Origin of the sequence: Microbacterium testaceum, assembly GCF_020781835.1 — a bacterium.
GTDB classification, from domain to species: domain Bacteria; phylum Actinomycetota; class Actinomycetes; order Actinomycetales; family Microbacteriaceae; genus Microbacterium; species Microbacterium testaceum_H.
This window is the reverse complement of the sequence record NZ_JAJGNJ010000005.1, coordinates 76665-89540: the sequence shown is the minus strand read 5'-3', so window position 1 is coordinate 89540 and position 12876 is coordinate 76665. Positions and strand designations below refer to the sequence as shown.

13 protein-coding genes are annotated in these 12876 nt (G+C 70.0%); 11 read left to right on the top strand and 2 right to left on the bottom strand.

Annotation, left to right across the window (positions count from 1 at the left end; translation table 11 throughout):
- Window positions 1–94: 94 nt before the first annotated feature.
- The 8 genes from LL239_RS08955 to LL239_RS08920 all read left to right on the top strand — a co-directional run bounded on the left by LL239_RS08955 (window position 95) and on the right by LL239_RS08920 (window position 8406).
- Entirely contained in the window at window positions 95–1393 is a 1299-nt protein-coding gene (locus LL239_RS08955) for an extracellular solute-binding protein (protein ID WP_228163089.1), read from the top strand.
- Window positions 1394–1396: 3 nt separating this feature from the next.
- Window positions 1397–2359: a carbohydrate ABC transporter permease gene (locus LL239_RS08950; RefSeq protein ID WP_228163088.1), complete on the top strand. Its 963-nt coding sequence runs from the start codon at window positions 1397–1399 to the stop codon at window positions 2357–2359.
- Window positions 2359–3183: a carbohydrate ABC transporter permease gene (locus tag LL239_RS08945; protein WP_228163087.1), complete on the top strand. Its 825-nt coding sequence runs from the start codon at window positions 2359–2361 to the stop codon at window positions 3181–3183. The genes LL239_RS08950 and LL239_RS08945 overlap by 1 nt, the downstream gene beginning before the upstream one ends.
- A gap of 17 nt (window positions 3184–3200) precedes the next feature.
- A complete protein-coding gene (locus tag LL239_RS08940) occupies window positions 3201–4151 on the top strand; it encodes a sugar phosphate isomerase/epimerase family protein (protein ID WP_228163086.1) in 951 nt (316 codons plus the stop codon).
- Between the two features lie 175 nt (window positions 4152–4326).
- On the top strand, window positions 4327–5556 hold the full coding sequence (locus tag LL239_RS08935; protein WP_228163085.1) for an inorganic phosphate transporter: 1230 nt from the start codon (window positions 4327–4329) through the stop codon (window positions 5554–5556).
- On the top strand, window positions 5553–5882 hold the full coding sequence (locus LL239_RS08930) for a peptidase (protein ID WP_228163084.1): 330 nt from the start codon (window positions 5553–5555) through the stop codon (window positions 5880–5882). Before LL239_RS08935 ends, LL239_RS08930 begins: the two co-directional genes overlap by 4 nt.
- A gap of 35 nt (window positions 5883–5917) precedes the next feature.
- Window positions 5918–6817 carry a phosphodiesterase gene (locus LL239_RS08925; protein WP_228163083.1) on the top strand — a complete coding sequence of 300 codons (900 nt, stop codon included), beginning with the start codon at window positions 5918–5920 and terminating at the stop codon, window positions 6815–6817.
- A 125-nt stretch (window positions 6818–6942) separates the two neighbouring features.
- Entirely contained in the window at window positions 6943–8406 is a 1464-nt protein-coding gene (locus LL239_RS08920) for an aspartate ammonia-lyase (protein ID WP_228163082.1), read from the top strand.
- A gap of 28 nt (window positions 8407–8434) precedes the next feature.
- Here LL239_RS08920 and LL239_RS08915 read toward each other — a convergent pair whose 3' ends face one another.
- On the bottom strand, window positions 8435–9301 hold the full coding sequence (locus LL239_RS08915) for a fumarylacetoacetate hydrolase family protein (protein ID WP_228163081.1): 867 nt from the start codon (window positions 9299–9301) through the stop codon (window positions 8435–8437).
- A 93-nt stretch (window positions 9302–9394) separates the two neighbouring features.
- On the opposite strand from LL239_RS08915, the gene LL239_RS08910 reads away from it, so the two are divergent.
- From LL239_RS08910 to LL239_RS08900, 3 genes are all read left to right on the top strand, one after another.
- Complete coding sequence (locus LL239_RS08910; protein ID WP_228163080.1) at window positions 9395–10564, top strand: PrsW family intramembrane metalloprotease; 1170 nt, start codon at window positions 9395–9397, stop codon at window positions 10562–10564.
- A 182-nt stretch (window positions 10565–10746) separates the two neighbouring features.
- Window positions 10747–11112, top strand: coding sequence for an FKBP-type peptidyl-prolyl cis-trans isomerase (locus tag LL239_RS08905; RefSeq protein WP_228163079.1), 366 nt, complete (start codon window positions 10747–10749; stop codon window positions 11110–11112).
- Window positions 11113–11260: 148 nt separating this feature from the next.
- A complete protein-coding gene (locus tag LL239_RS08900; RefSeq protein ID WP_228163078.1) occupies window positions 11261–11821 on the top strand; it encodes a YceI family protein in 561 nt (186 codons plus the stop codon).
- 64 nt (window positions 11822–11885) lie between these two features.
- On the opposite strand, the gene LL239_RS08895 is transcribed toward LL239_RS08900, so the two are convergent.
- Window positions 11886–12812, bottom strand: coding sequence for a DMT family transporter (locus tag LL239_RS08895; protein WP_228163077.1), 927 nt, complete (start codon window positions 12810–12812; stop codon window positions 11886–11888).
- Window positions 12813–12876: the final 64 nt, after the last annotated feature.

The window sequence follows — 12876 nt, the reverse complement described above, 5'->3', positions numbered from 1 at the left end:
CATAACCTGGGTGAGCACGGCACCGTGCCGGCGACCCGCCCGAACGAGCTCCATCCGGTCCGCCGCCCCTCGCACCCGTTTGAAAGGCTCCTTCATGATCCACGCCCTGCGCGCGAGACGCGCGATCCTCGCGACCGGAGCGGCCCTGACGGCCGCTGTCGTGCTCGCCGGCTGCGGCCGCTCCTCCGACGCCGACCCGGCCGCGGCAGATGTCACCATCGACGACTCCCCGGCCACCGGAACGATCGAGTTCTGGGCCGGCGGCGCCGACGGGGAGGCCCTCAAGGGCTTCCTCGAGGCGTTCGAGGAGGAGAACCCCGACGTCACCGTCAACATCACCCCCATCCCGGACTCCGAGATCGACACCAAGGTGACCACGGCGATCGCGTCGGGCACCGTGCCCGACATGACCTTCCTGTACTCGCAGACGCAGGCGAGCATGCTCGCGACCGAGGCTTTCGCGGCAGTGCCCGACGGCCTCGTCGAGCCCGACGCGTTCTTCCCGAACATGTGGGAGGCCGCTCAGTACGACGGCGCCGCTCACGCCGTACCGTGGTACACGTACGCCCAGGCGCTGTACTACCGCAAGGATCTGGCGGAGGCAGCCGGCGTCGAAGCGCCGGCCACCTGGGAGGACTGGGTGCCCTTCTCCCAGGCGATGCAGGCCCAGGGGGCCAAGTGGGGATTCGGTCTGTCGGCCGAGTGGAACCAGTACACCGCGCAGCAGTTCAACGACTTCAGCATCCAGGGCGGCGGTTCGCTCATCTCCGACGACCTGAAATCGTGGACGCTGGACACCCCGGAGAACGTCGCTGCGATGGAGACGCTCATGGGTCTGGTCACCGGGGGCTACGCGTCCGCTGACGGGCCTGCCTTCCTCGACACCACGCCGTGGTTCAGCAGCGGCGAGATGGCGTCGTACGTCACCGGTCCCTGGTTCCCGGGCTGGCTGGACGAGGCCAACGGCGAGGGGTGGTCCGCCGAGCACGTGGGCGTCGCTCTCGAGCCCGCGGGGCCGGCCGGAACGACCTCGGCCCTCGGCGGCGGCAGCCTCGCGGTGTTCGAGGACGGGAAGAACACCGAGGCCGCGTGGAAGCTCGTCAAGTGGATGTCCGAGCCGGAGAACCAGGTGGGCTGGTACAACACCTTCGGAAACCTCCCCGCCGTCGAGGCGGCGTGGGACGACCCGGTGATCGCCGACGACCCGCTGCTGACCACCATCAAGGAGGCCATCCCGCTGGCATCCTCGGTGCCCGCCGTTCCCGGGTGGGCTCAGGTCGCATCGATGCTCGGTGCCGAGATGGAGCGTGCCGCCCGCGGTCAGGCGACCGCCGCGCAGGTGCTGGCCGACGCCCAGGCCAAGGCAGATCAGATCGGAACGGGCGTCGAGTAGACGATGACCGCTCCCACCGTGCTCCGGGACGAGGCGGCCGCCGGCCGTCTCGTCCCGGAGCCATCCCCTCGAACCGTCCCCCCGCGGCGCCGGAGGAGTCCTCGCGAGGCCGCCACCGCCTGGGCGTTCCTCACGCCGACGCTCGTGGTCGTCCTGCTCTTCACGGTCATCCCCGTGCTCGGTGCGCTCGCCTTCAGCTTCACCGACGTCGGACTGCGCGACATGCGCGACCCCCTCGGCGTCGACGTGGTGGGCTTCGACAACTTCGCCGCCGTCCTCACCGCCCCGGACTTCCTCCGCTCCGTGCTGAACACCGCGGTCTTCGTCGTCATCGGCGTCCCGGCCACGATGGGACTCGGGCTCGCCCTGGCGCTGCTTCTGAACTCCGGGATCCGGCGTCTGCGGCCGGTGTTCCGTGCCGCGATCTATCTGCCCGTCATCGCCAATATCGTCGCGGCCTCCATCATCTGGAAGTACGCGCTGTCGTACGAGGGACCCGTCAACGAGGCCCTCGCCGCGATCGGCATCGCCGGGCCGAACTGGCTGGGCGACCCCGGGTGGGGGGTCACGAGCGTCATGCTCCTCACCGTCTGGCGCAACGTCGGAACCGCGATGGTGCTCTTCCTCGCGGGTCTGCAGGCCGTCCCCGAGGAGGTCTACGAGGCCGCCGCGATCGACGGAGCCGGGCCCCTCCGGCGGATCACGCACATGACGCTGCCCCTGCTGCGTCCCACGACGCTGCTGGTGTCGGTGCTGATCACCGTCATGTACATGAACATCTTCGAGGAGCCGTACCTCCTCACCGGCGGGGGACCGCTCGGGGCGACCCGGTCGATCTCCCTGTGGATCTATCAGCAGTTCGGTTTCGGCAACATCGCCGCGAGCATGGCCGGATCCTTCGTGCTGATCGTCCTGGTCGCCGTGGTGAGCGTGGTGCAGTTCCGGATGCTGAGGCCGAAACACTGATGCGTACCCGACCCCTCACCAGTGCCGTGCTCTACGGTGCCATCACCGCGGTCTGCGCGCTGATGCTGGTGCCCTTCGTGCTCGTGCTGTTCGGAGCGTTCAAGACGCAGGGCGAGTTCACCGCCGATCCCGGCGCGTGGCTGCCGCGCTCGTTCACGAACCTCGACAACTTCGCCACCCTGTTCGAACGGGGTTTCGGCACCTACCTCCTCAACGGCGTGATCGTCGCCGCTCTCGTGGTGGCCGGCAACATCGTCTTCGGCTCGCTGGCGGGGTACGCCCTGGCCAAGCTCCGCTTCCGCGGACGGGGCTTCGTGTTCGCGATGGTGCTCGCCACCATGATGGTGCCGATCGTCGCGGTGTTCGTGCCGCAGTTCCTCGTCGCGGTGCAGCTCGGCCTCGTCGACACGCTCCTGGGCATCGCGTTCCCCATGCTCGCCCTGCCCATATCGGTCTTCGTCGTCCGCCAGTTCGCTCACTCGATCCCGGAGGAGCTCTTCGAGGCCGCGCGCCTGGACGGCGCGGGCGAACTGCGGATCTTCGCGGGCATCTTCCTTCCCCTCCTGACGCCGGCACTCGCGACCGTCAGCGTCCTGACGTTCCTCACGGCCTGGAACGCCTTCGTCTGGCCCCTGGTGATCGCGCAGTCCCAGTCGACGTACACGCTGCCGGTGGGTCTGGCCATCGCCGCTCAGTCCAACCAGACCACCGAGTACGGCGTGCTGCTCGCCGGTGCCGTCGTGGTGCTTCTTCCCGTGCTCGTGCTGTTCCTGTTCCTGCAGAAGTACTTCGTGCAGGGCATCGCCGCCACCGGCATCAAGTAACCCCGAAAGGATCATCCGTGACGATCTCGCGCGCCCAGGTGGCGCTGAACCCCATCCAGTGGACGAGTCTGCCCCCGGATCCCAACGTCCCCGGCAGCAAGAGTCGGTGGCACTACGGCGAGCCGTCCTTCCGGGCGGAGTACCCGGACGTTCTCGCGGCCGTCGCCGCGGCGGGGTTCGACGCCACCATGATGGAGGTGCTCGACACGCAGACCCTCCAGGAGTACGAGCGCATGATCGGCGACGCGGGCCTGCGACCCGCGCCGGGCTACGCCTCCATCGGGCTCCCGGAGGATCACGGCCTGGACCTGAAGCCCGGTACGGCCGAGTGGATCCGGTGGTTCAACCCGGTGCGCCGCAAGGCGGAGGAGTCGCGCTACTTCGGCCTCGACTCGGTGTTCCTCGCCCCCGAGGTCAACTACCAGCTCCCGCGGTGGTCGGAGAAGGCCGCCGTCGGGCACCTCGCCGACGCCGACCGCCTGAAGCGGCAGATCGACCTCCTGTCCGAGGCTGCGACGATCCTCCAGGAGGAGGGCGTGCGAGCGGGCCTGCACAACCACGTGGGCACCTGGATCGAGACCGAGGACGAGATCGAGGCCGTGCTGGCGGCCGTCGATCCGGCCCTTCTCGGTGCCTCCTTCGACGTCGGCCACCTCGCGTGGGCGGGCATCGACCCCGTCGCCTTCACACGACGCCACGCGGATCGCATCCTGGACCTGCACGTGAAGGACCTGCCGGCCGACACCGTCGCCGAATGGCTGCGCGAACCGCGCCCGTACACCGAGGTCGGTCGGAAGGACTTCTTCCGCGAGCCCGGGCGCGGCGATCTCGACATCGACGGCGTCATCGCGGCTCTCCCCGAGGACTTCGGCGGGTGGATCATCATCGAGGTGGATCAGGTGCACGGAGATCCGGATGCCAGCGCACGCGCCAGTCGGGACTGGGTGGAGCGCACGTTCGCGGAGTGAGGTGTTCGGAAATCGGTCAGGCGGGGGCGTCTCGGCGGCCCCCGTTTGACCGATGGGGAGACCGGTGAAAGGATGTCGACGGCCCGGTGAACGCGGGCTCAACGTCAGGTGAACTCTTCGTTCTCCGCGCCGATCCCGTCGGCATCCCTCCCTTCCCCCTCACGGAAAGCGATCGGTGGAGAGCGCAGCCCTCATCATCGTGCTGGTCATCGGCCTGGCACTGTTCTTCGATTTCACCAACGGGTTCCACGACACGGCGAACGCCATGGCGACGCCGATCGCGACGGGCGCTCTCCGGCCCAAGGTCGCGGTGCTGCTGGCGGCCTGTCTGAACCTGGTCGGGGCGTTCCTGTCGACGGAGGTGGCGAAGACCATCTCCGGCGGCATGATCCGCGAGGATCAGCTGAGCCCCGACATCTTCCCCCCGATCATCTTCGCGGGCCTGATCGGCGCGATCACGTGGAACATGCTCACGTGGCTGCTGGGCCTGCCCTCCAGCTCGTCGCACGCCCTCTTCGGCGGGCTCATCGGCGCCACCCTCGTGGGTGTCGGCGCCTCCGCCATCGACATGGGCGTCGTGCTGAGCAAGGTGATCCTCCCGGCACTCATCGCGCCCCTCACCGCCGGGATCATCGCCTTCGCGGTGACCAAGATCGCCTACGGTGTCACGCGCCGGTACGACATGAAGACCGACGGCCGCGACGGCTTCCGCTGGGGTCAGATCTTCACGTCGTCGCTGGTCGCCCTCGCCCACGGCACCAACGACGCGCAGAAGACCATGGGTGTGATCACGCTCGCGCTCATCACCGTGGGATGGCAGTCGACCTCCGAACCGGACCCGCAGCTGTGGGTCGTGTTCGCGTGCGCCATCACGATCGCGCTCGGCACCTACATGGGCGGCTGGCGCATCATCCGCACGCTCGGCAAGGGCCTCACCGACGTCAAGCCCGCGCAGGGCTTCTCGGCCGAGACCTCCACCGCCGCCACGATCCTCGCCTCCAGCGCCCTGGGCTTCGCCCTGTCCACCACGCAGGTGGCCTCGGGCTCGGTGATCGGCTCGGGTCTCGGCCGTCGCGGCTCGACGGTCCGCTGGAACACCGTCGGCCGGATCATGGTCGGGTGGGTGCTCACCCTGCCCGCGGCCGGTGCCGTCGGCGCCGCGGCGTCCCTGATCGTGGTGTGGCTGGGCGGCTGGGGCGTCGCCGTCGACGCCGTCATCGCGGTCGTCATCATCCTCGGACTGTTCCTGCGGTCGCGACGCGACGAGGTCACCCACGCCAACGCCATGAGCGAGGTCGCCGACTCCGGCGCCGCCGTGAAGGTGCCGCGCAAGCCCGGCCCCACGCGCCGCCAGCTGCGTCTGGAACAAGCCGACGCCGCCGCCGGGAAGGGAGACCGCTCGTGATCATCGACTGGGAGGCCTTCCTCCACGTGTTCGTCGCGGCGTTGCTGGGCGCGGCGGTGGTGGTCACCTTCTACGCCCTGGGCCTGCGACTCATGGTGCGGGGCGGACGTCCCCCGCTGGTCGCGCCGGCGGAGTTCACGGATGCCATCACGGTGCTCACCGACAAGCAGAAGCGCCGCGCCGAGAAGGCGGTCGCCAAGGCGGCGGCACGCAATCCGCTCAGCGTCGGGCAGAAGCGGCTCGCGCTCACCGGCGCCTACGCGTGCTTCGCCGTGTGCGCGGCCGCGGTGTCCGGGGCGCTGCTGCTGATCCTGTTCCATCACTGACATCCCGTGTCGGCGGCCCCTCGTAGGCTGAGGGCATGGCATCGGTGCAGTTCGGTCAGCACGCGCCCGCGCGGCGCGTGATCCTCCATCTCAGCGACACGCACCTGCTGGCCGGCGATCGGCTGCTGGGCGGCAGGTACGACGCCGCCGCGCACCTGCGACGCACGCTCGAGGCCGCCGAGGCGACAGGAGTGCGGCCGGATGCCGTGGTCTTCACCGGCGACCTGACCGACCTGGGCGAGCCCGAGGCCTACCGGGCGCTGCGGGCCGCGGTGGAGCCGTGGGCCCGGCGGCTGGGCGCGCCGGTGGTGTGGGTCGCGGGCAACCACGACGAGCGCCCGGCCCTCCGCGCGGGGCTGCTGGACGCCGCGGCCACCGAGGACCCCGTCACCGGGGTGTGGGACCTCGACGGTCTCCGCCTCATCGCGCTGGATTCGACGGTTCCTGGATGGCACCACGGCGACCTCGACGCCGATCAGCTCGACTGGCTGCGCAGCGAGCTCGCCGAGCCGGCGCCGCTGGGCACCATCCTCGCCCTCCACCACCCGCCGCTGCCGACGCACATCCCGTTCTTCGACATCCTCGAGCTGCGCGACCAACCGGGACTGGCGGACGCGATCGCCGGCAGCGATGTGCGGGCGATCCTGGCCGGTCACCTGCACTACTCCACGTCGGGCACCTTCGCCGGCATCCCCGTGAGCGTCTCCGCGGCGTCGTGCTACACGATGGATCTCGCCCGACCGGCCGACGAGGTGAACGGAATGGATGCCGGTCGCTCCTTCCACCTGGTCCATGTGTGGGAGGACACGATCACCCACGCGGTGGTCCCCGTCGTCGACGCCGAGCCGTCCGGCTTCTTCACGCCGGAGTGGGTCGAGCGCATGGCGGCGTTGAGCCCCCAGGAGCGGCTCGAAGCGTTCTCGCGCAAGCGCTGACCGGGGTGTACGCGAGGGAGTGCGCGACTCCCGCGACAGGCCGCGGCGTCCAGCGACGCCGGCGTGCGGGGTGGTTAGGCTCGGGGGATCCCCTGACCGCCGTGACGACCCACGAGGACACCCCCATGGCTTTGGACGCAATGACGCGCACCCGCACCGAGACCGATTCGCTCGGCTCCCTCGAGATCCCCGCCGATGCCTATTGGGGCATCCACACCGCGCGGGCCCTGGAGAACTTCCCGATCGCGAAGCGGCCGATCTCGGTCTATCCCGACCTCATCCGCGCGCTCGCGATGGTCAAGCAGGCGTCGGCGCGCGCGAACCGGCAGATCGGCGTGCTCGACCCGACGAAGGCCGACCTCATCGATCGGGCGGCGCAGCGCGTCATCGACGGAGAGTTCCACGACGAGTTCACGGTCGGTGTCATCCAGGGCGGGGCCGGCACCTCGACCAACATGAACGCCAACGAGGTCATCACCAACATCGCCCTCGAGATGGCGGGACGCGAGAAGGGCGACTACGCCTTCCTCTCGCCCATCGACGACACCAACCGCAGCCAGTCGACGAACGACGTCTACCCGACCGCGATCAAGATCGGCCTGTCCCTCACCCTGCGCAGTCTCCTGGAGGAGCTCGGCCTTCTGCGCCAGTCCTTCCTCGACAAGGCCGAGGAGTTCCACGACGTCCTCAAGGTCGGGCGTACGCAGCTGCAGGATGCCGTGCCCATGACTCTCGGCCAGGAGTTCCACGGCTTCGCCACGACGCTCGGCGAGGACTACAACCGCCTGACCGAGAACGCCTACCTGCTGTTCGAGATCAACATGGGCGCGACCGCCATCGGCACCGGGATCACGGCCCACCCCGAGTACGGCCCCGCGGTGCTGCGCCATCTCCGTGAGGTCACCGGGCTGGACCTGGAGACCGCCACCGATCTGGTGGAGTCCACGAGCGACACCGGCGCGTTCATGTCGTTCTCGTCGTCGCTCAAGCGCAACGCGATCAAGCTGTCGAAGATCTGCAACGACCTGCGTCTGCTCTCCAGCGGTCCGCAGGCCGGCCTCGGCGAGATCAATCTGCCTCCGCGGCAGGCGGGCTCGAGCATCATGCCGGGCAAGGTCAACCCCGTCATCCCCGAGGTGGTGAACCAGGTCGCTTTCGCGGTGGCCGGTGCCGACCTCACCGTGACGATGGCCGTCGAGGGCGGTCAGCTTCAGCTCAACGCCTTCGAACCGGTCATCGCCCACTCGATCTTCCAGTCGATCACGTGGATGCGTCAGGCGATGTGGACCCTCCGGGTCAATTGCGTCGATGGCATCAGCGCCAACCGTGAGCGCCTCGGCGCCATGGTCGGATCCTCCGTGGGCGTGGTGACCGCCCTGACGCCGTTCATCGGATACTCCGCCGCCGCCGCCCTGGCCAAGACCGCACTGCTGACCCACCGCAACGTCGCCGACCTGGTCGTCGAAGCGGGTCTGATGACGCGCGACGAGGTCATGAAGCAGATCTCCCCGGCGCGCCTGTCGGGACTGCAGGCGATCACCGAGGCGATTCCGGTGATCCGCGCCGCCGACAGCGTCGTCGAGGACTGACGCCCGTCCCGTCCGGCCGGCCTGCCGCTCAGTCGAGGATGCGGCAGTGCGTCGTCAGCTCGCCGATGCCGTCGATCCCGACGGTCACCGTCGAGCGATCGCGCAGGAAGATCTGCGGGTCGCGCGAGTAACCGGCGCCGCCGGGGCTGCCCGTCGAGATCAGCGTGCCCGGGAGCAGGGTCGCCGACTCGGAGAGCTTGTTCACGAGCGTCGCCACCGAACGCACCATCTGGCCGGTGGTGGCGTCCTGCACGGTGTGGCCGTCGACGACGGTCCAGATGTGCAGATCCTGGGGGTCGGGGATCTCGTCCGCCGTCACGACGAACGGACCCGTCGGGGTGAAGCCGTCGAAGGACTTGCAGCGCGACCATTGCGCCTCGGAGAACTGGATGTTGCGCGCGGTGATGTCGTTGACGACCGTGTAGCCCCACACGTGGTCGAGGGCGTCCGCCTCGGGGATGTCGCGTCCCGGGCGTCCGATGATGACGCCGAGCTCGGCCTCGTAGTCCACGGCCTCGCTGAGGGCCCGGGCCCACGACGTCGTCTCGTGGTGGGCCGTGAGCGAGTTCGGCCACAGGACGAAGACGGTGGGGCCGGCATCCGTCTTGAGCCCCAGTTCGCCCGAGTGCGCCGCGTAGTTCAGCCCGACGGCGAGGATCGTCGGGGGAGCGAGCACCGCCGAGGCGAAACGGACCCCCTCCAACGGATGCCGGGGCGCGGTGTCGGCGGCCGCGCGCACGCGGTCGAGAAGCTCGTCGCCACCGGCGATCAACTGCTCCAGGGTCGCCGGGGCGCCTGGGAAGAACCGGTCGACGAACGCGAACTCCTCGCCGTGGACGCTGACGAGGCGGGGGACATCCGCTGCCTCCGGGGGACGGACGTGGGCGAAACGCATGCCTCCACGCTACCGGGCCGGTCGCAGCGGGACGCCGCCGGGCACCGCCACAAGCCGCGCGATCCCGTCGGGGCGTGCCCCTAGGCTGTGCGCATGAGCTACCCCTCGCCGCTGTGGCAGCCGGGCCCCGGCGAGCCGGCGCGGATCGCCGATGCCCCGCCGTCCGCCGCGACCGTCGACGCCCCCGTTCCTCCGCGTCCGCGTCGAAGCGGCGCGATCCTGTGGGTCGCGGCGGTGGTGCTCGTCCCTCTCCTGGCCCTGCTGGTGCTGTACTTCCTGCGTTTCCTCGGCCCGGCGGCATCCCTCGTCGGGCTGGTCCTGGCGGCGGTGCCGTTCGTGATCGTGTGGCTGGCGGTGCGGCTCATCGACAGGTGGGAGCCCGAACCGCGGCGGCTGCTCGTCTTCGCCGTCGCCTGGGGGGCGATCGCCTCCGTCGCGATCGCTCTCGGGGTGGACGCGGTGCTGGCGTTGCTCACCGGGGGGCTCGGCGACGCGTTCAGTTCCGTGGTGCAGGCGCCGATCGTCGAGGAGGTCGCGAAGGGACTGGGACTGGTCCTGCTGTACGCCGGCGCACGGCGGTCGTTCGACGGCCCCGTCGACGGCATCGTCTACGGCGCCCTCATCGGCGCGGGCTTCGCCTTCACCGAGAACGTGCAGTACTTCGCCGTGAGCTTCATCGAGGGCGGAGCGGTCCAGGTGGGCGGCGTCTTCTTCCTCCGGGCGGTCCTGTCGCCCTTCGCGCACGTGATGTTCACCAGCCTCACCGGGTACGCGTTGGGCTTGGCCGCCCGGCGTTCGCTGGGGACGGGCGCCGCCCTGCGCTCCGCCTTCCCGGGGCTCGTCGGGGCGGTCGTGCTCCACGCGCTGTGGAACGGCTCGGCCACGTTCTTCAACTTCTTCGAGCTCTACGCCACGCTTCAGGTGCCGCTGTTCGTGCTGTTCATCCTCGGCATCCTGGCCCTGCGCCGAGAGGAGGCGAGGCTGACACGGGCGCGGCTGGGCGAGTACGCCGCCGCGGGCTGGTTCACGGCTCAGGAGGTCGACATGCTCGCCACCGGTGCCGGTCGCCGCTCCTCCGTGGCATGGGCGCGGTCGCTGCCGGGCGACCGGTCCGCGGTCATGAAGACGTTCATCCGGGATGCCACGGCCCTCGCCGCCGCGCGCCAGCGCGCGCTGTCGGGACGGGATGCCTCCGCGTCGGCTCAGGAACGCGCCCTCCTGCAACGCACCACCGCCGCGCGGGCGGCTCTGCTGGCGCCGTGAGGGCCCGGCGCCGCCGCTCGGCGGGGTGGCGCGACCGGGGTCTTGACAGGCGCGGGGCAGCCGGAGCACCATCGATGTAGGCCAACTCAGCGCCCGGGAGACACGCAGGCATCGCCGCGGCACCGGGCGCTGAGTCTTGTCCAGGGGGTTCGTCCCGGTCCGTCGCGTGCTTGGATGGACCCATGACTGATCGCACCAAGCCGGAGTTCGACGCTCCCACCGGTCCCGCGCCCACCGACCTCGTCATCCGCGACATCATCGTCGGCGACGGCGACGAGGCCAAGCCCGGCGACACCGTCACCGTGCACTACGCCGGTGTCGAGTACGAGTCGGGCGAGGAGTTCGACTCGTCGTGGGGGCGCGGCGAGAGCATCCAGTTCCCCCTCCGCGGCCTGATCCAGGGCTGGCAGGACGGCATCCCGGGCATGAAGGTCGGCGGACGCCGCGAGCTCGTGATCCCGCCGCACCTGGCCTACGGTCCCGCGGGTGGCCACTTCCTCGGCGGCAAGACCCTCATCTTCATCATCGACCTGCTCAAGGTCGGCTGACTCGGCGTCTTCATCGCCCGTTCACGAACCCGAGGGAGCTGCGGCCCCTCGGGTTCGTCATTTTCGTCGATCGTGGAATACATTCGGATGAATGAGAGTTGGACCCCGGCAAGACGCCGATCCGGCTCCCCACGACTCAAGGAGTGACATGACCGACACGACCACGCTCGAGATCCCCGGCTACAAGGCGGGCACCTGGGTGCTCGACCCCTCGCACAGCGAGGTGACCTTCACCGTCCGCCACATGATGATCTCCAAGGTGCGCGGCACCTTCGGCATGAAGAGCGCCACCCTCGTCGCCCCCGAGAACCCGCTCGAAGCGACCGTCGAGGCCTCCGTCGACGTCACCTCGGTCGACACCAAGGACGAGGGCCGCGACCAGCACCTGCGCTCGGCCGAGTTCTTCGACGTCGAGACCTACCCGACCATGGACTTCCGCTCGACCGGTGCCCGCGTCGAGAACGGCGACTTCCTCGTCGACGGCGAGCTCACCATCCGCGGTGTCAGCAAGCCCGCCACGTTCTCGATCGACTTCGGCGGGTTCGGCACCGACCCGTGGGGCAACTACAAGGCCGGCGCGACCGCCAAGACGGTCATCAACCGTGAGGACTTCGGCCTCACCTGGAACGCCGCGCTCGAGACCGGCGGTGTGCTCGTCGGCAAGGACGTCACCATCGAGCTCGACCTGCAGTTCGCGCTCCAGGCCTGATCGCCCGAGCTCTTCGGGGCCCCGGATGCCACGGCATCCGGGGCCCTCGTCGTACGGGGAGGCCTCAGGCGCGCGCGCGACGCCCGAGACGCACGCGCTCCTGCACCAGCAGGATGCCGAGGAAGACGACGACCGCGCCCGCCGGCTCGTTCCAGGTGAGCCGTTCGCCCAGCACCAGGATGCCGAGGGCGACGCCGACCACGGGCGTGATGTAGGTCACCGTCGAGGCGCGCGTGGGCCCCCACGCCCGCAGGGTGTTCTGGCTCCAGACGTAGGCGAGACCGGTGCCGAGCACGCCGAGCGCGACGATGCTGGCGAGGGCGGCCGGGGTCGGTCGCATCGGCTCGGCGAGGATCACGGGGGACAGCAGCAGCATCAGCGCCGCCGCGGGGCCGATGTATCCGAAGGCGAAGGCGATGCCCGACAGGCCGGTGTCCCCGAGGAAACGGCGCATGTACGCCAGGCTGAAGCCGTAGCACGCGGTGGCGCCCAGGAGGGCGAGCTGCGCGACCGTGCTGCCTCCGATGTCCGCGGCAGCACCGGGCGCGATGATGACGACGACCCCGAGGATGCCGACGGCGATCCCGAGCAACTGGCCGGGCCGCAGCCGCTCCACGCGGAAGACGGCCCACGCCATGATCGCGGTCATGATCGGGGTCGTGGCGTTGAAGATGCTCGCCAGGCCCGAGGAGACGTGCTGCTCCGCCCACGCGAACAGCAGGAACGGCACGACGCAGAACGTCACCCCCAGGACGCACAGGTGCGCCCAGACGCGCAGGCTGCGCGGCATCCGTTCCCGCCGGACCGCGACGACCGCGGCGAGGGCGAGCGCACCGAACAGCAGCCGGCCCCCGGCGACCTGCGCGGGCGTCATGCCCGTGAGCGCGACCGCGATGAAGAGGAAGCTCGACCCCCACACGATGCCGGTCAGCACGAACTGGACCGTCACCGAGACGGGGGAGGGGGAGACGGGGGAGGGAGCGGATGCCACGCCCCGACCTTAGGCCCCGGGTACGACATCGCGCGGCCCTGCCGACCGCGACGGCGGGAATCCG